Annotated in this window: 21 protein-coding genes, 1 pseudogene and 1 riboswitch; of the genes and pseudogenes, 12 read left to right on the forward strand and 10 right to left on the reverse strand. The window is 63.0% G+C overall.

Going from position 1 to position 19,203, the window contains the following annotated elements; genetic code table 11:
- Positions 1-67 precede the first annotated feature (67 nt).
- Entirely contained in the window at positions 68-934 is an 867-nt protein-coding gene (locus LNV08_RS16150) for a pirin family protein (protein ID WP_263534747.1), read from the reverse strand.
- 32 nt (positions 935-966) lie between these two features.
- Positions 967-1,602, reverse strand: coding sequence for an FMN-dependent NADH-azoreductase (locus LNV08_RS16155; RefSeq protein ID WP_263534748.1), 636 nt, complete (start codon positions 1,600-1,602; stop codon positions 967-969).
- Between the two features lie 131 nt (positions 1,603-1,733).
- On the opposite strand from LNV08_RS16155, the gene LNV08_RS16160 reads away from it, so the two are divergent.
- On the forward strand, positions 1,734-2,663 hold the full coding sequence (locus LNV08_RS16160; protein ID WP_263534749.1) for a LysR family transcriptional regulator: 930 nt from the start codon (positions 1,734-1,736) through the stop codon (positions 2,661-2,663).
- A 59-nt stretch (positions 2,664-2,722) separates the two neighbouring features.
- Here LNV08_RS16160 and LNV08_RS16165 read toward each other — a convergent pair whose 3' ends face one another.
- Positions 2,723-3,742, reverse strand: a complete 1,020-nt coding sequence (locus tag LNV08_RS16165; RefSeq protein ID WP_263534750.1) for a PEP-CTERM sorting domain-containing protein — start codon at positions 3,740-3,742, stop codon at positions 2,723-2,725.
- Between the two features lie 602 nt (positions 3,743-4,344).
- On the opposite strand from LNV08_RS16165, the gene LNV08_RS16170 reads away from it, so the two are divergent.
- Positions 4,345-4,713, forward strand: a complete 369-nt coding sequence (locus LNV08_RS16170; RefSeq protein ID WP_263534751.1) for a hypothetical protein — start codon at positions 4,345-4,347, stop codon at positions 4,711-4,713.
- Positions 4,714-4,740: 27 nt separating this feature from the next.
- Here LNV08_RS16170 and LNV08_RS16175 read toward each other — a convergent pair whose 3' ends face one another.
- Positions 4,741-5,481 carry an energy transducer TonB gene (locus tag LNV08_RS16175; protein ID WP_263534752.1) on the reverse strand — a complete coding sequence of 247 codons (741 nt, stop codon included), beginning with the start codon at positions 5,479-5,481 and terminating at the stop codon, positions 4,741-4,743.
- Between the two features lie 141 nt (positions 5,482-5,622).
- A riboswitch (TPP riboswitch) is annotated at positions 5,623-5,756 on the forward strand.
- A gap of 125 nt (positions 5,757-5,881) precedes the next feature.
- Between LNV08_RS16175 and thiC the strand changes: the two genes are divergently transcribed.
- The 5 genes from thiC to LNV08_RS16200 are packed head-to-tail and all read left to right on the forward strand — an operon-like array spanning position 5,882 to position 11,412.
- Positions 5,882-7,732 (forward strand): phosphomethylpyrimidine synthase ThiC, encoded by a 1,851-nt coding sequence (gene thiC / locus LNV08_RS16180; RefSeq protein WP_263534753.1) that lies wholly within the window; start codon positions 5,882-5,884, stop codon positions 7,730-7,732.
- Positions 7,729-8,775, forward strand: a complete 1,047-nt coding sequence (locus LNV08_RS16185) for an FAD-dependent oxidoreductase (RefSeq protein WP_263534754.1) — start codon at positions 7,729-7,731, stop codon at positions 8,773-8,775. The genes thiC and LNV08_RS16185 overlap by 4 nt, the downstream gene beginning before the upstream one ends.
- On the forward strand, positions 8,772-8,987 hold the full coding sequence (gene thiS, locus LNV08_RS16190; protein WP_263534755.1) for a sulfur carrier protein ThiS: 216 nt from the start codon (positions 8,772-8,774) through the stop codon (positions 8,985-8,987). Before LNV08_RS16185 ends, thiS begins: the two co-directional genes overlap by 4 nt.
- A gap of 5 nt (positions 8,988-8,992) precedes the next feature.
- A complete protein-coding gene (locus LNV08_RS16195) occupies positions 8,993-9,808 on the forward strand; it encodes a thiazole synthase (protein ID WP_263534756.1) in 816 nt (271 codons plus the stop codon).
- A complete protein-coding gene (locus LNV08_RS16200; protein WP_263534757.1) occupies positions 9,805-11,412 on the forward strand; it encodes a bifunctional hydroxymethylpyrimidine kinase/phosphomethylpyrimidine kinase in 1,608 nt (535 codons plus the stop codon). Before LNV08_RS16195 ends, LNV08_RS16200 begins: the two co-directional genes overlap by 4 nt.
- Positions 11,413-11,558: 146 nt before the next feature.
- Here LNV08_RS16200 and LNV08_RS16205 read toward each other — a convergent pair whose 3' ends face one another.
- Complete coding sequence (locus LNV08_RS16205) at positions 11,559-12,068, reverse strand: SRPBCC family protein (protein WP_263534758.1); 510 nt, start codon at positions 12,066-12,068, stop codon at positions 11,559-11,561.
- 59 nt (positions 12,069-12,127) lie between these two features.
- Entirely contained in the window at positions 12,128-12,424 is a 297-nt protein-coding gene (locus LNV08_RS16210) for a YciI family protein (protein WP_263534759.1), read from the reverse strand.
- Between the two features lie 179 nt (positions 12,425-12,603).
- Here LNV08_RS16210 and LNV08_RS16215 point away from each other — a divergent pair, with 179 nt between their 5' ends.
- From LNV08_RS16215 to LNV08_RS16225, 3 genes are all read left to right on the forward strand, one after another.
- A complete protein-coding gene (locus LNV08_RS16215) occupies positions 12,604-12,990 on the forward strand; it encodes a hypothetical protein (RefSeq protein ID WP_263534760.1) in 387 nt (128 codons plus the stop codon).
- 65 nt (positions 12,991-13,055) lie between these two features.
- Positions 13,056-14,213: a serine hydrolase domain-containing protein gene (locus tag LNV08_RS16220; RefSeq protein WP_263534761.1), complete on the forward strand. Its 1,158-nt coding sequence runs from the start codon at positions 13,056-13,058 to the stop codon at positions 14,211-14,213.
- Positions 14,214-14,271: 58 nt separating this feature from the next.
- Positions 14,272-14,598, forward strand: a complete 327-nt coding sequence (locus tag LNV08_RS16225) for a DUF1992 domain-containing protein (RefSeq protein ID WP_263534762.1) — start codon at positions 14,272-14,274, stop codon at positions 14,596-14,598.
- A 12-nt stretch (positions 14,599-14,610) separates the two neighbouring features.
- On the opposite strand, the gene LNV08_RS16230 is transcribed toward LNV08_RS16225, so the two are convergent.
- Positions 14,611-15,405 (reverse strand): SDR family NAD(P)-dependent oxidoreductase, encoded by a 795-nt coding sequence (locus LNV08_RS16230; RefSeq protein ID WP_263534763.1) that lies wholly within the window; start codon positions 15,403-15,405, stop codon positions 14,611-14,613.
- A 97-nt stretch (positions 15,406-15,502) separates the two neighbouring features.
- On the opposite strand from LNV08_RS16230, the gene LNV08_RS16235 reads away from it, so the two are divergent.
- A complete protein-coding gene (locus LNV08_RS16235; protein WP_263534764.1) occupies positions 15,503-16,450 on the forward strand; it encodes a LysR family transcriptional regulator in 948 nt (315 codons plus the stop codon).
- A 7-nt stretch (positions 16,451-16,457) separates the two neighbouring features.
- Here LNV08_RS16235 and LNV08_RS16240 read toward each other — a convergent pair whose 3' ends face one another.
- The 3 genes from LNV08_RS16240 to LNV08_RS16250 form a co-directional block, all read right to left on the reverse strand.
- Entirely contained in the window at positions 16,458-17,099 is a 642-nt protein-coding gene (locus LNV08_RS16240) for an MBL fold metallo-hydrolase (RefSeq protein ID WP_263534765.1), read from the reverse strand.
- Between the two features lie 659 nt (positions 17,100-17,758).
- The gene (locus tag LNV08_RS16245; RefSeq protein ID WP_263534766.1) at positions 17,759-18,385 is read right to left on the reverse strand and encodes an FMN-binding negative transcriptional regulator; all 627 of its coding nucleotides are present in this window, start codon (positions 18,383-18,385) and stop codon (positions 17,759-17,761) included.
- Positions 18,386-18,501: 116 nt separating this feature from the next.
- Positions 18,502-18,801: a hypothetical protein gene (locus tag LNV08_RS16250; RefSeq protein WP_263534767.1), complete on the reverse strand. Its 300-nt coding sequence runs from the start codon at positions 18,799-18,801 to the stop codon at positions 18,502-18,504.
- Between LNV08_RS16250 and LNV08_RS16255 the strand changes: the two are divergent.
- Positions 18,789-19,203 (forward strand): annotated as a pseudogene (locus LNV08_RS16255) (transposase); the annotation flags it as partial. The gene LNV08_RS16250 and the pseudogene LNV08_RS16255 sit on opposite strands and share 13 nt — an antisense overlap.

The raw sequence follows: 19,203 nt of genomic DNA on the forward strand, positions 1-19,203 counted from the left end.
ATGAAACCACACAGGCCACGAGGATACCCGCTGCACCATCGCGACCCGGCATTGAAGGCAAAATTCTTCAGGCCAAAACGCCGGCCTGGAAGTCACGCACCGCTTGAATCAACTCGGCCTGCGTGTTCATCACGAAAGGGCCGTGCTGCGCGATCGGCTCGCCCAGGGGCTTGCCGGCCACCACAATCGCCCGCGCACCCGCCGCGCCGGCCGTGAAGCTCAGCCCGTCGCTGCCCGGCGTATTGGCCAAGATGGCCATGCGCTGCTGCGGCACCTGCACCTCGCCCGCAAAGGCCAACTCACCCCGGTACACATAGACAAAGACGTTATGCGTGTCGGCCAAGAGCTGGCTGAAGCGCGCACCCGGCTGCAGATGCAGGTCCAGATACAGCGGCTCGGTGTGCTCGCGCTGCACCGCGCCAGCTACGCCATGGCTGGCACCGGCGATCACCCGCACCTTGACCCCATCCAATTCGAACTCGGGGATCTGAGGCGAGGGAATGTCGCGGTACCAGGGCTCGCGCATCTTCTCGAAGCTGGGCAGGTTCAACCAGAGCTGAAAGCCCTCCATGCGGCCCTCTTCCTGCTCGGGCAACTCGCTGTGGATGACGCCGCGCCCGGCTGTCATCCATTGCACACCGCCATTGCCCAACAAGCCTTCGTTGCCGGCCGAGTCACGGTGGCGCATGCGGCCTTCGAGCATATAGGTGATGGTCTCGAAACCCCGGTGCGGGTGGTCAGGGAAGCCGGCGATGTAGTCATCGGCCTTGTCCGAGCCAAAGGCGTCGAGCATCAGATAAGGGTCGAGCCGGCGCTGCAGGTTTTGCGTCAGCACGCGGGTCAGCTTGACGCCGGCGCCGTCGCTGGTGGCTTGGCCCGCGATCAGGCGCTCAACAGCGCGGGGGGCTTGCAAAACAATCGGATTGAGTTTCATCGCAACAGCCTCTTCTTTCTTGGAACTTCGGTTCAAGCCAGCATGGGGCTGGCGATATGTTCTTGAATCTGCTCGCGCGCCGCCGCCAAGCCCTGGGCCGCCGCCTCGGGGCCCATTGCCAAACCCTCGGCATAGACAAAGCTGATGTCGCTCAGCCCCAAAAAGCCCAGCACCGTGCGCAGATAGGGCACCATGGTATCGGCTGCTTGATCACGGTAGATGCCGCCGCGCGTCAGCAGCACATAGACTTTCTTGCCGCTCAGCAAGCCCTCGGGGCCGTTTGCGGTGTAGCGGAAGGTGACGCCGGCCTTGGCCACCGCATCGATCCAGTTTTTCAGCAGCGCCGGCACTCCGAAGTTGATCATGGGAACGGCCAGCAGCAACACATCGGCACGGCGCAACTGCTCCACCAAGCCCATATCCAGCGCGACGCGCTCGGCCTGCGCCGGGCTGCGCTGCTCGGCCGGCGTGAACATGGCCTGCAGGGCGGCCTCATCCAGTGCCGGGTGCGGCGTCAGCGCCAGATCCAGGACCTCAAGCTTTGTCGCCTCGGCAGGGCTTTGCTGCAACAAGCCCGCAGCCAGTTCATTGGCCAACCGGGTCGAATCAGACCCCTCTCCGCTGGCTTGCAGGCGGCGGGCACTGGAGTTGATTTGCAGAATGTTCATGGCGAGTCCTTTGCGGTGTGTGGCGTCTTGTTCTGACGATGGCCTCACTGTATTGATAGCCTCAATGCAACGGAAGTCCTCAAATTGGATAACATCGTTCCACCAATGCACCAATCAAACCCAATCAAGCGATGAGCCTGGACGCCGATGACCTTTTGCTGTTTGCCCGCGTGGTCGATGCCGGCAGCTTCAGCCGCGCGGCCGAACGGGTGCAACTGCCCAAATCAACCGTGTCACGCCGGCTTGCCGCGCTGGAACTCAGGCTCGGCGAGAAACTCTTGCAGCGCAGCACCCGCAGCCTGACGCTGACCGAATTTGGCGCCGGCGTGCTGGAGCACGCGCGAGCCTTGGCGGCCGAAGTTGATGGCGCCCTGGCCCTGGCATTGCACCGCCAGCAACGCCCAAGCGGCCGACTGCGGGTCTCGATGCCCGGCGACTTGGCCAATCTGGCCCTCAGCGACATGTTGAGTCGCTTCGCGCTGGACTACCCGGAGGTGCAGCTATCGCTGGACCTCTCGCCACGCCGCGTCGACCTGATTGCCGAGGGCATTGATCTGGCCGTACGCATGGGGCCATTGCCCGAGGACAGCCAATTGGCGGCACGCCGCCTGGCCCTGTTCAGCAATGGTCTCTATGCCTCGCCCGCCTATGTACACACGCACGGCGAACCCTTGCTACCCGCGGCCTTGGAAGACCTGCACGGGCTGATGATCTTGAGCCGATCCGGGGAGCCGATGCCTTGGCATTTGCACAAAGGCCAAGGCACGGACGCGGCGCAAAGCTGGCAGGGCATGCCGCGCCAACGCAGCCTGGTCAACGCCCCTGATCTGCTGCTGAAGATGGCCTGCGCCGGCGTCGGCATCACCGCCGTCGGCGAACATTTCGCACAGGACTATGTCGCCCGCGGCGAGTTGCTGCGCATCCTGCCTGACTGGTGCCTGGCCCCGGTACCCTGCTGGGCCGTGTTCCCCGAGCGCCGCTTGATGCCGCTGCGCACTCGGGTGTTCTTGGAAGCGGTGGCGCTCGCCTTGTCGAGTTGCCCTGGTCAATCTTCGCCTTGAAACTCGCGCCGAGTTTCTTTATCCCAGCAAACGACTGACGGCAGAGAAATCAATTCGGCCTACTCATGCCTACGCTTCAGGCCAGCCCACAGCACAGGGATGCCAAGCAATAGCAACAAGGCCGAGGCGGGCTCAGGCACCGGATTCAATACCGGATTATTGGTTTGCAGCTGCGTAAAAAGCGCGGGCGCATTCGGGTTTTCTGAGGCGTAGCCGGTTTCCAGGCTGGTGCCTTGCAGCATCTCTACCGCCGTCAACTTGCCGGTGTGACCGAAGTCCAGTGTGCTGTTGCCTTGGCCCAAAAGATTCAATTGCAGCTCAAGATAAAAGGCCTGCCCATAGAGGAAGGGCATCAAGACTTCAACTTCAACTGCCCCGGCCCCTGCAAATGGAGCCACCGGCTTGGCCGTGATGGGGGGATTCCAATCATGCCAACTGGGGGAGCTGAACTGCCAAGCGGTTTGGCCATCCAAGTAAACGCCGCCGGCGCCTTGCCACGCTACGCCGGTATTCGTCAACCGGTAAGCCAGCGCCACCAAGGACGCAAAGTTGTTATAGGGATGCGTCGAGCCGCTCAGCCGATCGGACAGCAATTGGCCATCCAAACTCAGATGAAGATTCAACAAGCCAGCGGAGTTTTCCAGATGGTCTGCAGTTGGCGCGACGTACCAGCGATCGCCCCACCCTGCCGATGCGTTAGCAAACAAGGTCGTCGTACTGCTGCGGCTTGCATCACTGGTCAGCGTTTGAACCTTTGCATGCAGACCAAAACCTGCATCGACTTGCGCTTCGCCGCTGTAGCTGTATTTGTGTTCCCCATTCTGCGTCAACGCTTTGACTTGAGAGTCATCCACACCAACAGAAGTCCATGACTGCGCGCTCGAACCGTCGCCATAGACGGTCGGCAAAACATAGATATTGCCCGGAACACCTTGCACAACTTGGTCCGCACTCAAGTCGGTCAAGGTTCCATGCAGGTATGAATACTTGTAGTACGCAGGAAGCGCAACAACAGCCTGTACGGGCAAGGCCATCAAAGCCACCGCCCCCATCAGCACCGAGCACGCGAGTCGTTTCATACACGTCATGGCAACACCTTCTTTATTTAATCGGACGCCTCGTCGAGCGAAAGCCAAAGATATAACTCACAGCTAACTCGTTATTTTGGCGAGGCATATGTTAGTCGCCGAGAATCAATACACAGCCCCTAATACTAGGGAGCGGGGGGCCGATACTCGACCTGAAAGGCAATGGCCACTGACGCCTCGCGTGCAGTGGACAAGGGCGCGAATTGCCACTGCTGAACTGCGCTGACCACAGCCACGACGAGCCGCTTGTGAAAAAGCCAGTTGGCCGCGCGCCGCCTCGCCTTGTTCAACAACGGCGATGGCGCAAAGCTGGCAAGGTGCAGTGGCTGAGCTTTTCGCGCAAGACTATGTGGCTCGCGGCGAGTTGTTGCGCTTCTTGCCCGACTGGTGCTTGCCTGCCGCCGCCTGCTGGGCAGTCTTCCCTGAGCGACGCTTGATGCCCTTGCGCACCCGGGTGTTTCTGGAGGCATTGGTACTTGCTCTATCGAATTGCCAAGCCCGGAACTGAGTCTTAGAACCTGTCCGCAAACAGTCGAGGTCGCCTAGTGCAAAATTGCCTCGTCAACAACTTCCCTGCCATGCCATGCCATGCCATGAGTCTGCGCAATAGCGTCTTCGCCCTGCTGGCCTTGTCAGTGCTGTGCGGCTTGGCCGAAGGCACGGCGGGAAGTTTTGGCCTGGTGATGCAAAAACCCTTCGATGTCGTCTCGTCCTTGTTATTCATGCTGATAGGCTACCTCTGGTACCGCCAGGATGCCCAGGCACGCCAGTACCGTGGAAGTAGCTTATTAGGCGGCGCGATAATCATGGCCTCGGTGCTTGCCATACCTTACTATCTGGCGAAATCCCGGCCGAGCGAGCAGCGCGGCAAAGCTATCGGCAGCTTCATTGGTCTGGTGTTGCTGGCGGCCACATCGGCTGGCATTGCGGCCGTGCTGGCTGATTTACTCAGAGCGTCTTGAGTGGCTGCTTCGGCCTAAGCCGCAGCACTACTCCACCGCAAACGCAATCTCCACCGTGGCCTCGCGAGGCGAAGGCAGCGGCGCAAAACGCCATTGATTGACCGCCGTGACGGCAGCCAAGGCCAGCCGCTTGTGCGACGCTTGCAGGGCCTGCGCCTGCATGACCGAGCCATCGGCCTGCACCATGAAACGCACCGTCACCGCACCGCCTCTGAAGTCGGCCTGCAGCTGGCGCGGGATCTCGGGCTCGACCTTGCTCAGCAGTTGCAAGGCAGGCGGCTCGGGCTCGGCCGGCTCACTGGGCATTTGTGGCAAAAGCTCGGGCGGCACCGCCGCCGCTGTCAGTTGGGCCGCAGCCAAGAGTACCGGCGGCGACTCAGGGCCGGCATGCGCCGAAGGACGTGCTTCGACGGCAGCGCTAGTTGCGCCAGCCGCTGCGGCGGCCACCGCGACGGCCGGCTTGGCCAGCGGCTTGTTCGCTGCGGGTTTGGCCTGCGCGGTGTTGGCAGGCTGAAGCGGCGGGCTGGCCGGCGCGTTGGCAGAAGTGGTGGCCGGCAGGGCATCCGTGCTCGCCCGTTTGGCCGCAGGCTTCACCGACTGCAGCTTGATGAAAGTAAAGACCTTTTCGGCCTGCCGCTGCGCACGCTCTTCGGCGCTGAGTTCAGGCTTGAGCGGCCCATCAGCCTGAGCGCGAGCGCTACCGGCCGCAAGCAGCAAAACCATCATCAAGCTGGGCAAGCCCGGCCCCAGGCAGCTCAAGCGTCTCATGAAGAACACTCCAGAAAAGAGGGCGCGACACGACGACGCCAAGGCAGGCAGTGTAGGGAGCAGCCCCCCGCAAATGAGCTGCGGGTTTGTCCGTAGAGGCGCCTGCAGAACGCGAAGTAATTCACGGCTCATCTATACTTGCGCTTCGCTCCGGGGTGCCCTGCTGCGCATACATAAGTAAGAAGTTATGCGCCGGGCTGAGATGTGGTGGAAGCCATAGACCCGCTGAACTTGATCCGGTTGATACCGGCGTAAGAAGAGCCCGCCCGCAGACCCGTTCCGCCACGCCTCCCGCAGAGGATGCCGGGCGAACTCGCTGGGGCAGCCGGTCTCCTCGCAACGCCACAGCGACCCTCGAGCCGGCCCTCGCAGCGCTTCACAGCCACCGCGAGAACCGTCTATGAACAGCATCACCGAACCCGGCCTCAACAATCTTGCCAGCAGCCTAGAGTTGACGCGCACGCCCCTGCCCGGCTCCAGCAAGGTCTATATCGCTGGCGAGCGCAACCCCGAGTTGCGCGTGCCGATGCGGGAGATTGCCTTGACCAACGGCGAGCGAATCACGGTCTATGACTGCTCCGGCCCCTACACCGACATCACCGCCAAGATCGATGTCAAGCAAGGCCTGCCCGCCACCCGTGCCCCTTGGGTGGAGGCGCGCGCCGACACCGAGCTGTACCAGGGCCGGCCCATCCAGCTGATCGACGACGGCCTGCGCGACACCGCCCAGCAAGAGGCGCTGATGCAGATGAGTGCCGGCCTGCGCCGCCAGCCGCGCAAGGCACTGCCGGGCGCCAACGTCACCCAGATGCATTACGCGCGTCGCGGCATCGTCACGCCGGAGATGGAGTACATCGCCATCCGCGAGAACCAGCGCCTGGACTGGATGCGCGAGTACGAACAAGACGCCGAGCGCGAGGCCCGTCTGCGCGGCAATTCCTTCGGCGCCAGTATTCCGGCCATCATCACGCCCGAGTTCGTGCGCGACGAGGTGGCACGTGGCCGTGCCGTGATCCCGGCCAATATCAACCACACCGAGTTGGAGCCGATGATCATTGGGCGTAACTTCCTGGTCAAGGTGAATGCCAATATCGGCAACTCGGCCGTCACCTCGTCGATCGAGGAGGAAGTCGAGAAGCTGGTCTGGAGCACACGTTGGGGCGCCGACACGGTGATGGACCTCTCCACCGGCCGCAACATCCACACCACGCGCGACTGGATCATCCGCAACAGCCCGGTGCCCATCGGCACGGTGCCGATTTACCAGGCGCTAGAGAAGGTCGGCGGCGTGGCCGAGGACCTCACATGGGCGCTGTTCCGCGACACGCTGATCGAGCAGGCGGAACAGGGGGTTGATTACTTCACCATCCATGCCGGACTGCGCCTGCCCTTCATTCCGATGACGGTCAAGCGCCGCACCGGCATCGTCTCGCGCGGCGGCTCCATCCTGGCCAAGTGGTGCATCTCGCATCACAAGGAGAACTTCCTTTACACGCATTTCGAAGAGATCTGCGACATCATGAAAGCCTATGACGTGACCTTCTCGCTCGGCGATGGCCTGCGTCCGGGTAGCTTGGCCGACGCCAATGACGAGGCGCAATTTGCCGAGCTGCGCACGCTCGGCGAGCTGACCAAAATCGCCTGGAAGCATGAGGTGCAAACGCTGATCGAAGGCCCCGGCCATGTGCCCATGCACTTGATCCAGCAAAACATGAGCGAGCAATTGAAACATTGCGACGAGGCGCCCTTCTACACGCTCGGCCCTTTGACGACCGACATCGCACCGGGCTACGACCACATCACTTCGGGCATAGGCGCGGCGATGATCGGCTGGTTCGGCTGCGCGATGCTTTGCTATGTGACGCCCAAGGAGCACCTGGGCCTGCCGAATCGCGACGACGTCAAGGCCGGGCTGATGGCCTACAAGATCGCGGCGCACGCGGCCGATGTGGCCAAGGGCCATCCGGGCGCACGGGCGCGTGATGACGCCTTGTCCAAGGCACGCTTCGATTTCCGCTGGACCGACCAGTTCAACCTCGGCCTCGACCCCGAAACCGCGCGCGACTTCCATGACGAAACCCTGCCCAAGGACAGCGCCAAGGTCGCGCATTTCTGCTCGATGTGCGGACCGAAGTTCTGCTCGATGAAGATCACCCAGGACGTGCGCGAATACACAACCGAGATGGAGAAGAAAAGCGCGGAATTCAAAGCGCTGGGCAGCGAGATCTATATCCCGATTCAGCCAGTATGAGTTTGTCGGTTGGAATAGCGGGCGCGGGATTGGTTGGGCGCTTGTTCGCCTGGGCCTTGAGCCGCGCCGGCCACCGCGTCGACGTGTTCGAGGCCGGCCCCGGCCCCGAGCCGCGCTTTGACGGTCAGGGTGCGGCCGCCTTCAGTGCGGCCGGCATGCTCAGCCCGCTGGCCGAGTTGGACGCGGCCGAGCCCGAGGTGGCCGCGCGCGGCTTCGAGTCGCTGCGCCTGTGGCCGCTGATCGCCGCCCGGCTCACCGAACCGCTAACTTTGCAAATGGATGGCAGCCTCCTGCTCGCGCACCGCCAGGACTTGGGTGCTGCTGAGCGAGTCTTGGCGCGCCTGCAGGTGAGCGGCTTGCCCGCAGCGCAAAGCCTGAGCGAGGCCGAGCTGGCGGCGCTGGAGCCGGCGCTGCTGCGCGGCCTCCGAGCATGGAGGCTGCCCGGCGAAGGTTTCATCAACCCCGTCGAAGCGATGGCGGCCATGCAGCAAGGCAGCAAGGCACGCTGGCATTGGGATCGGCCGGTGAGCGCTGTCGAACCGGGCCGATTGAGCCTGGCCGACGGCAATGACCTGAACTTCGACTGCGTCATCGACGCACGCGGCCTCGGCGCCAAGCCGCAAATGCCGCTGCGCGGCGTGCGCGGCGAAGTGATCACGCTGAGCCTGGCCGCCCATGGCCTGAGGCGGCCGGTACGCCTACTGCACCCGCGCCACCGCGTCTACCTGGTGCCGCGCAGTGCTGATCAGTTGGTGCTCGGCGCCAGCGAGATCGAGAGCGCGGACCGCAGCCCCGTCAGCCTGCAATCGGCCGTCGAGTTGATGGCGGCCGCGCACAGCGTGATGCCGGCGCTGGCCGAGGCCCGCATCGGCCGGCTTGACGTCAATCTGCGCCCGGCCCTGAACGACAACCGCCCATTCACTCATGCTGAGCCGGGCCTGCTGCAGCTCAATGGTCTGTACCGCCACGGCTGGCTGTTAGCGCCGGCCTTGGTGCAAGAGCTGCTGTTGGCCAGCGGCTTGGCCAATTTGGAAACGCTATGAACGCAGAAGAAATCAATGTCTCGCTGGACGGTCAGCTCCAAAAAATTCCCGCAGCAACGCCCTTGGAACACCTGCTGACGCAGCTGAGCCTGGCGCCCGAGAGCGTCGCGACGGCGCTCAACGGCCAGTTCATCGCCCGCTCGGCGCGCGCCGCTGCCTTGCTCAAGGATGGCGACCAAGTGCTGCTGTTCAAACCCATCGTAGGAGGTTGATTCAAATGCTGCACGAGGCAAAACCTGACCCTTGGAAGATTGGCGATTTCTCTCTGAACAGCCGGCTGCTGCTGGGCAGCGCCGGCTTCCCGAATCCGCAGACCTTGAGCGAGGCGATCCAGGCCTCCGAAACCGAGGTTCTCACCGTCGGACTGAAGCGCAGCCTGCAGGCCGGTGACAACGGCTTTGTCGCCAGCGCCCTGCAAACCGCCAAGGCGCAAGGTGCGCGCCTGCTGCCCAATACCGCCGGCTGCCGCACCGCCCGCGAGGCGGTGCAATTGGCCTGCATGGCGCGCGAACTCTACGACACCGCCTGGATCAAACTGGAGGTGATTGGTGACGAGCACACGCTGCAGCCCGACCCCTTCGAGCTGCTCGCCGGCGCCGCCGAGCTGGTCAAACTCGGTTTCACCGTGCTGCCCTATTGCACCGACGACCTGGTCCTGTGCCGCCGCTTGCTGGACGCCGGCTGCGCAGTCTTGATGCCCTGGGGCGCGCCGATCGGCTCGGGCCAGGGCCTGCTCAATCCCTTTGCCTTGCGCAGCCTGCGCGAGCGCCTGCCGGACGCAACGCTGATCGTTGACGCCGGCCTGGGCGCACCCTCGCATGCGGCGCAGGCGCTGGAACTGGGCTTCGACGCGGTGCTCCTGAACTCGGCGGTGGCGCAGGCGCGCGAGCCGGTGCTGATGGCGGCCGCCTTTCGCGATGCCGTACGGGCCGGCCGTCAGGGTTTTTGCGCCGGCTTGATGAGCAGCCAGGACTTTGCCGTGCCGTCAACGCCGGTCAGCGGCCACGCTTTTTTGCTGGGAGATCCGAGATGAGCTGGCTTGACAATCCGCAGCCGCCCATCATCTGGAGCGTGGCCGGCACCGACAGCGGCGGCGGCGCCGGCCTGTCCGCCGACATACGCACGGCGGCCGCTTTCGGCGTGCACCTCTGCCCGGTCGTGGCGGCGGTGACGGCGCAAAACTCCCGCGGCGTCGAGGCTGTCTTCCCCCTACCGCGCCATCAACTGCTGGCGCAGATGCAGGCGCTGGCCGTCGATCTTTGGCCCAGCGTGATCAAGACCGGCCTTTTGGGTTCGGTCGACGCCGTGCATGCAATTTGCGAAGTGCTGGATGAGCTGCGCCGCGACAGGCCGGTGGCCTTGGTTGTGGACCCGGTATTGGGCGCCAGCGCCGGTGGGCCGGCCTCGATTTTTGCTAACGCCTCATTGCTGCGGGCCTACCGCGAACAATTGTTGCCGCGTGCGCAGCTGATCACGCCGAACCGCCGCGAGGCCGAGCTGCTCTTGGGCCTGGCCAGCCATGCACTGAGTCGGCCATTGATGGCCGAGCGTTTGAAGGAACTGGGTGCCGAGACGATATGCATCACCGGCGGCGACGACGCCGGCCCTCAATATGATTTGGCGCTCGACTATTTGAACAGCCCCCAGGCCAGCGGCCATCTGGCCCTGCCCCGCCTACGTCAAGGCCATCACCACGGCAGCGGCTGCAGTTTCGCCACTGCCGCAGCCGCCGCTATGGCGCGTGGCTTTGTCAGCGCCGATGCGGTAGTGCTGGCGAAAATGGCGACCTGGGTGGCGGTGCGCGAGGGCCATGCCGCCGGCGCGGGCGCTGGGCCTGTGCGGGCCTTGGCCAACTTCGTCTTCGAGCCAGCGGCCATGCCGGTGATGAGCTTTGACGGTGAGCAGTTGGATGCTGGCACGCTCGCTCGCTGGGCGCAGGTTCTGAACGCGCCGGCACAAGACGCGCTCGACTGGGGTTTGTATGCGATCACCGAGCGGCCGCAAAGAGCGGCCGAGTTGGCCGCCGCCGGCATCAAGCAGCTGCAACTACGAATCAAGCCTGCCACGTCCGAGAACACCCAGGCGGAGCTGCGCGCTGCCGTGGCCGAGGCGCAAACAGCGGTCGCAGACCATCTCGGCTGCCAGCTCTGGATCAATGACCATTGGCGCTTGGCGCTTGAGGAGCCGGGCGCCGGCTTGCATCTGGGTCAGGAAGATTGGGCGGCCTTGGCTACCGACGAAAGAAAGCTGCTCTTGAACGTCGGCATCAAACTCGGCATCTCCAGCCACAGTCTTTGGGAGTTAGCGCGCGCCCGTGGACTCAATCCGCATTACATCGCCTGCGGCCCCATCTGGCCCACCACCACCAAAGACATGCCCTGGCGGCCGCAGGGTCTGGGCAACCTCGGCTGGTGGGTGCACATGGCCGGCCGACCGGTGGTGGCCATCGGCGGCCTGCTGGAGGCCGAGCAAGTCGAAGCCTGCGCAGCGAAAGGCGCGGCCGCAGCCTGCCTCGTGCGCGCGCTGGACCGGCCGGACTCCAGTCTGGAGCAATTCAGGGCAGCCTGGCAATCCGGGCGCAAAGCCAAAGCCGCTGAAATCCAAGAGCCCCGTGCAAGTTTGGAGTTTGCCAAGTAGCCCAAGCGCAGCACCCCAGCCCGACTTATCCCTGCCTGCTGTGGATAAGTCTGGGGAGCTCCACTTGAGCGATGCTCAGAACCCAGCAGCCATCGGCGAAAACCTGTTTTGCTGCTTTTTGAAGCAGCTTGCCAAGCCGAGCTTGCTCAAACGCCGCGTTTGAGCATCGCGACCAACTGATCCAGCGCGGCCCCCCATCCGGCTTCGAAACCCATTTCGGAGTGCTTCTTGCAGCCGGCTTCGTCCGCATGGATGACGGTCGCGGTGTAGCGCGTACCGCCCGCGTCATCGGCGAGCTCCAACATGGCGGTAAACATGAAGTTTGCGTCCTCGCTGCCACAGGTGGCCGCCGGCAAGCTGGGACGAAACCCTGGCAGCAAGGCGTTGGTCCATACCAATTTTTCATTCGGCACGACTTCAAGGTAACAACCTTGATTGGGGAATTGAGCACCTTCTGGGGACTGCATCACGGTGCGGAAGACGCCGCCAGGACGCAAGTCGATCTCGCAGTCAATCGTCGTCCACGGCAGAGGACAAAACCAGGGTTTGAGCAAGTCCGGCTCGGTCCACGCGCGCCAAACCATAGCCCTGGGCACGTCCACCACGCGAGTGAAACTGAGATCGAGTCTCGAATTGGCTTGATATACAGGCTTCATGACGGTTTTCTTTCCGGGGGGCTGGTTTTCCAAGTGGGCAAATAGGCAAGCTGCCAAGCTCAGACCGGCACTTTGCGATCTTCAAAAGCCTTGCTCCAATGCAAGATCTCCCAGCTTTCCCGCAGGCCGGCGGTGTAAAACGGGTCTTGCTTCAACAGCAACTCGGCGGCGGCCTTGCTGTCGGCTTCGACCACCCACAGCCCGCCCACCGGTGCTTGCTCCGGCGAGTGCCGCAAGGAGCCGCCCACCAACACATGCTCACGTTCCTGATCCAACCAGGCGATATGGGCCGCCATCATCTGCTGGCGCAGCGGCAGTGAATCGGCTTTATCGAAAAAACGAATCGCGAACAACATAGAACAAGCTCTTTCACAAATAGCGGTTGAAAAGAATCCGTCGCGCAGCATAGAACATGCCCGCAAAAGTCTTGCAGTGCTTGCGCGCGGTAGCGCTGGACGCGTCCAAAGGCAGCGTCCAGCGGCACTTGCCAGCCAAAGCCCACGACAGCTACCTTGTAGGCTTAGCATGCCCGATCATGAGCAAACCAATCCCTTCAGCGGCCCAATCCGCCAAGCAAACTGCGACGGAATCTACGTCTGCGTCGACACCTGCGATCTGGCTGCTCGGCATGGCCTTTGCACTCACGCTGAGCGGCTGCGCGTCGTCGAGAGGGCCTGTCGTGATCGAAAGCTCCAGCGGATCGATGAACGAGCAGGCCGATCGATACGAGCAGCGTGCGCGCGAGTTGCAGCAAGCGGGTTCCGGCCGGCAGGGCGCCGAGCTGCGCCGACTCGCCGACAAGCAGCGCCTTGACGCCAAAAGCAGTGAGCCCAAAGGCTTCGTCGATGGCGCTCTCGACTTGGTGCTCAACAGCTTGTTCCAGTCCTGGCTGGCGTCCTCACCCAAGGGGCTGCAGAAGTAAGTAGCGCTTTAGGCGGGCGGTGTATCGTCGGCCCAGCCGCCGCCGGCTGCCACCAAGGACTGATCATGAAGCGCTGCTTGCTTGTCTTGCTCTTGGCCTTGGGATCGCCCTCCCTGAGCTGGTCCGCGCTGCCGAGCACGGCCCAGATCGACGCCGAGGTGCGGCGCCAGATGGCGGCCGGCGGCGTCAAGGGTCTGGCCCTGGCGCTGATCGAAGACGGCCAGATCCACTATGTCCAAGCCTATGGTCAGCGCAATGCGCAAGGCCAAGCGCTGCTGCCCGATACCGTGATGTACGGTGCCTCGCTGACCAAGGCAGTGTTCGCCTACACGGTGATGCAGATGGCAGAGGAAAAGCTGCTCGACCTCGACGCATCGATCGCCGACCATCTACCTCAGCCCTTACCGGCCATGCCGCACGACCCGAAGTTCGCCCGTTGGAGCGACTTGGACGGCGACGAACGCTGGCGCCTGCTGACCCCGCGCATCCTGCTCAGCCACCGCAGCGGTTTCGCCAACTACGCCTGGCTGGAGCCCGACGGGCGGCTGCGTATTCATTTCACGCCGGGCAGCCGCTATGCCTATTCGGGCGAAGGTTACAACCTGCTGCAGTTCGTGCTGGAAAAAGGCCTAGGCCTTGATGTGGGTGCCGAGATACAGCGGCGGGTGTTTGAACGTTTTGGACTGACCAGGACCAGCATGATCTGGCGGCCGGACTTCACCGCCAATCTGGCCGATGGTTTCAAGCAAGACGGCAGCGTGGCGCCCCATGACAAACGCAGCAAGCCTCGCGCCGCCGGCTCTATGGACACCAGCATCAATGACTTCGCCCGTTTCGCCGCCGCTTACATGCGCGGCGAGGGTCTGTCGACCGCTGGCCGCGCTGAATTGACGCGGGCGCAGGCACCCATTCGCAGCCGCCACCAGTTCCCCACGCTGGACCCTGGTCTGCGGACCGAGCGGCCTCTACCCAAGCTCGGTGCCGATCTGGCCGCAGGCCTAGGGGTGGTGGTCTTCAATGGCCCTCAGGGCCCTGCCTTCTTCAAGGGTGGCCACAACGACAGCACCGGCAATACCTGGGTTTGCGTGGCGCAGCAGCGCCGCTGTCTGGTCTTGCTGGCCAATGATGTGCGGGCCGAAGCACTGTTTCCGGCCTTGGTCAGACTCGTGCTCGGCGAGACCGGTGCGCCCTGGGACTGGGAATACGGGACGGCCACAAACTGAAGCTGCGCTAGCATGACAGGGTCAGCCACCGCCGCTCAGAAAAAGGCCCAGACCCACCATGCGTGACGATGAAATCGCCCTATACCTGCAGCAAGCGCTCGCCTCCGGCGAGTTGCAATCGGCCGAGAGTTTCGGCAAGCCGCTGGCCGCCGACGCCGGCTGGGAGGCCACGCCAGACAGCCTGCGCATGCCCTTCAAGATTCTGAAGAACGCGGGTTTCGCGCCACCCGAAGTGGCCTTGTTCCATCAGAAAGCAGACTTGCAAGCACAGATCGCCGCCTGCGGCGACGAGACCGAGCGGCGCCAACTGCAGGAGCAGCTCGGCCAGTTGGCCCAGCAACTGGCCTTGCGCCTGGAAGCGCTGCGCAGCAGCGGGCAGTTCTAAGCGTCTGTCAACTTATACAAACATCCCGCCCGAGGCTTCGATGCGCTGGGCATTGATCCAGCCGCTGCCGGGCGCCAGCAGCGCCGCAATCGCGCCGCCGATATCGTCTGGCAGCCCGGCGCGGCCGAGCGCGGTCTGAGCCGCCACATAACTGTTCAGCTGCGCGTTATCGCGCACAGCGCCGCCGCCGAAGTCGGTCGCAATTGCGCCCGGCGCCAAGGTGTTGACGGCAATGCCGCGCGGGCCTAGCTCCTTCGCCAGATAGCGGCTCAGCACTTCGACCGCGCCCTTCATCGCGGCATAGGCGGCGTAGCCGGGCAGCGCAAAGCGGGTCAGGCCGCTGGAGATATTGACGATGCGCCCACCGTCATTGATCAGCGGCAAGAGCTTCTGGGTCAGGAAGAAAACCCCCTTCAGATGCACATTCATCAACTCGTCGAATTGCGCCTCGCTGGTCTCCATCAGGCTGGCGTGGAGGCCCATGCCGGCGTTGTTGACCAAGTGATCGAACCGCTCGCGCTGCCAGATCTGCGCCAGTGCGGCCTTGACGGCGACGGCAAAGGCCGGGAAGCCGGCGCTATTGCCCATGTCCAGCGGCAGCGCCACGGCGCGGCGGCCGAGCGCCTGGATGGCGGCAACGGTCGCCTCGGCTTCGGCGCGGGCGCTGCTGTAGCTCAGGATGATGTCGCTGCCCTGGGCGGCCAGATGCAGGGCGGTGTTCTTGCCGAGGCCGCGGCTGCCGCCGGTGATCAGGGCAATCGGGTTGATCGGATTGATGAGGTTGATGGGGCTGCTGTTTGCGTTCATTGGTGACTCCTACATTGGGATGCAGCGCAGTCTATTGAAGTCAAGTTTGAGCATAAACTCAGAAAATTCAATTTGTCTGTTATCCAAATATCGACCAATGAACCCGCTTGAGCGCCTGCAAATCTTTCACCGCGTGGCCGAATTGGCCAGTTTCACGCAAGCGGCGCTGAGCCTGGGCCTGCCCAAGGCGAGTGCCTCCAGCGCCGTCCAGCAACTCGAAAGCCAGCTCGGTGCACGCTTGCTGCACCGCACGACGCGGCGCGTGCAGCTGACTCAGGACGGGCAAGCCTTTTACGAGCGCAGCAAGGATGTGCTGGCCGATATGGAGGAGTTGCAGGCGATGTTCGCGCAGCAGCCCGGAGCGGTGGGCTTGAGCGGCCGCGTGCGGGTCGATATGAGCAGCAGCATCGCCCGCGATCTTGTCATCCCGCGCCTGCCAGAGCTCTTGCAGGCACACCCTTTGCTAAGCCTGGAGATCAGCAGCACCGAGCGACGGGTGGACCTGGTGCGCGAAGGTTTTGACTGCGTGCTGCGCGTCGGCAGCGTGGTCGACACCAGCTTGATCGCGCGGCCGCTGGGCCTGATGCGCATGCTCAATTGCGCCAGCCCGACTTACCTGGCCCGGCATGGAGTGCCCACCACTCTGGCCGACCTGACGGACCCGCAGCAAGGCCACCGTCTGGTGCATTTCGTCAACACGCTGGGCGCCAAACCGGGCGGCTTTGACTACCTCGACGAGAGCGGTCAGCCGCGCAGCTTGGCGCTGCCGGGCGCTATCACCGTCAACAATGCCGATGCGTATCAAGCCGCCTGCTTGGCCGGCCTGGGCCTGATACAGGTGCCGGTGCTGGGCGAACGCGATGCGTTGCTGCGGGACGCGCTGCGCAGCGGCGCCTTGGTCGCTGTCTTGCCCAAGCTCACGGCCCCGGCCATGCCTATCAATCTGCTCTACGCCAATCGCCGCAATCTATCCAGGCGCGTGCGGGTCGTGATGGACTGGCTGGCGGCCGTGATCGCCGAGGAGCAGCTGGCTACGAACGAATAATGCCGACTCAGCGCTCGCTCACATAGGGGTTGCTGCGCCGCTCCTCGCCAAAGCTGCTCTCGGGGCCATGGCCGGGAATGAACACCGTCGCGTCTCCCATGGGCCAGAGGCGCTGCTTGATCGACGCAATCAGCGTCGCATGGTCGCCACCGGGGAAGTCTGTGCGGCCGATGCCGCCCGCAAACAATACATCGCCGACAAAGGCGCGCTGGATCTCGGGCGAATAGAACACCACATGGCCCGGCGTGTGGCCCGGGCAATGGCGCACTTGCAAAGTTTGCTTGCCGATGCTGACGCTGTCGCCATCAAGCAGCCAGCGCGTCGGTGTGAACCGCTCGGCCGGCGGGAAGCCAAACATCTGGCTCTGCTTGGCCAGGCCGTCGATCCAGAACTGATCGCCGGTATGCGGGCCGATGATGGGTAAAGCTTGCTCGCGCGCGAGCTGCCCCGTACCGCCGGCATGGTCGATATGGGCATGTGTCAACCAGATCGCCTTGAGCGTCAGGCCGCGCTGCTGCACCGCAGCCAGGATACGCGGCAGGTCGCCGCCCGGATCAATGACGGCCGCCTCCAGCGTTTCATCACACCAAACCAAAGAACAGTTTTGCTGAAAGGCGGTGACGGGAATGGTTTGGTAGCGAAGCGTCATGAGCGGGCAGGAGTCGGATAACAAAGTTTCAAAACTGAAAACGTAGTTTCAAAACTGCGTTTGCGGGACACGACCCATGGCAAAACATAGTCTCAAAACGCGTTGAACCAAAACAACTTTTGGGCGAGCGACCTACTCCCCTCCAGCCATGTCTACGCGGCAGGAGTATGGCTCGATTCGGTCCGAGCCATGCTGGTAGGTGTTGGGTCTCGAATTTGCAGCGGTCATTCAGGTGAGGAGTTCACGAAGTCCTCGGTCAACTTCAGCCGAATGGCCGCTGCTTGACCCGCCGAATTTGCGCTAACGACTCGATAGGAGTCGCGAGGTCCTTCATAGTCAGTGGCAGCAGCGTGCCCTAAGCCGAAGTTCGGCGAACCTCTGCACAAGGCTGGCAGCAGTCGCTCGATTTTGGCAATCAAACAACCGCTGCGATCGAAACCGGCCATTGAGCATTTTGTTGGACGAATGTCTGCAGCACCTCCCGAAGCTGCCGATCGACAAATCTGCGACGCGAGACCATCGGTGCATGAGGCGTCGGCCGATCCAACGACATCTTTCACAAGCTGCGAAATGGCATCAGGGCCTACTGGCTAAAACGGCGAACGAATCGGCGGCGGTCATCCGCCGTCCAAATGCACAACTTATCCCCGAACGGGCCCTTAGTTGGACGCTTCCATCGCATGCAGGCGACGCATGGCCGCAGCCAGCTCAAACTTGCCATAGCGTTCCAGGCCGGCATAAGCGTCGTCCAGCAGGGGCTGGGGGTCACCTTGACCGAGCTTGAATTGAGCTTGGGTAGCAACGATTCGAGCTCGGAACGGGACGATGAACTTGGCCAACTCGGCCAAGCGAGGACCCATCTCGGCGCCGGACCAGGGCTCCGGATAGGGCGCATCGGCTTGGGACACCAAGGTTTGCAGCGCCAGTTCGATCGCCCCCGCGTGCTCTTCCAAGGTGATGTCGACGGTGAAGTGCACTGCCTGGTAGTTCCAGGTCGGCGCGTACCGCCGTTCACGAAGCCAACTGGATGAGATATAGCCCTGCGCGCCGGAAAATGTAATCAGGGCGCGACCATTACGGCGCATCAACTCCACCTGCGGGTTGGCCCGTGACAGATGACCGATCAAGGTGCCCTCACCTTGGGTATCGCGTTGAAGCACCAACGGCAGCGGCGAGGCTTGAATTTCGCCATCAACAGCACTGATGACCAGCGCGAGCGGGTAGGCGGCCACCATGCGGTCGATCTCGGCGGGGTGTTTGGGGCGAAAGATTTCTGGGTTGTTCATACGAAGGGGGCGACTGCGCGGTGATGGGGTGCTTCAGTCTAGGATTATTCGCATTCGGTTGTTCATCCATTTTTGCAAATGAAATTTGCAAATTTGATTTACCAACAGGCTTGCGGTCAATCGCGCTTGTTGGGACACAAAGATGCCACCACTGATGTCGCAATGGCTTGCGCCAAGGGCAGAGTGCTGACCGCACGGGCAAGGGTTACCCCGCCGAGCAAGGCAGCCAGTGCAGCGAATGCCGCCTCTACATCGGGCGGTGCATCCAGCGCCTTTGGACCCGAAGCGATGACGCGGGCGACTTCCTGCAACTCGGCTTCGAAGGCGGCGCGCGCGAGATCATTGGACTTCATCCGTTTCGGTAGACACCTGATAAGGTCGAACTTGAAACGGAGAAGAGGAAATGAGTCGAGCAAGATATGCCCCGGAGTTCAAAGCCGAGGCGGTGAAACAGGTGACCGAGCGCGGGCATGGCGTCGTCGAAGTGGCCAAGCGCCTTGGGATTTCGGACAAAAGCTTGTACCTGTGGGTTAGGCAGGCCAAGGATCAGGATAGCGGTCCGGCGGCCACTGAGGCGGCATCCCTGCGCAGTGAAATGGTCAAGCTCAAGGCAGAGCTCAAGCGCGCGACCGAGGAGCGCGACATCTTAAAAAAGGCCGCCGCGTACTTTGCCAGGGAGTCCGGTTGAAGTACGCATTCATGCTGCAGCATGTCCAAGAGTTCCGCCTGAGCAGCATGTGTCGCGTGCTCAAGGTCCATCGCAGCGGCTACTACGCATGGCGGGCCCAGCCACAATCAGAGCGGGCCCGTGCCGATGA

Source organism: Paucibacter sp. TC2R-5 (assembly GCF_025717605.1).
In the GTDB taxonomy this organism is placed as follows: Bacteria; Pseudomonadota; Gammaproteobacteria; order Burkholderiales; family Burkholderiaceae_C; genus Paucibacter_A; species Paucibacter_A albus.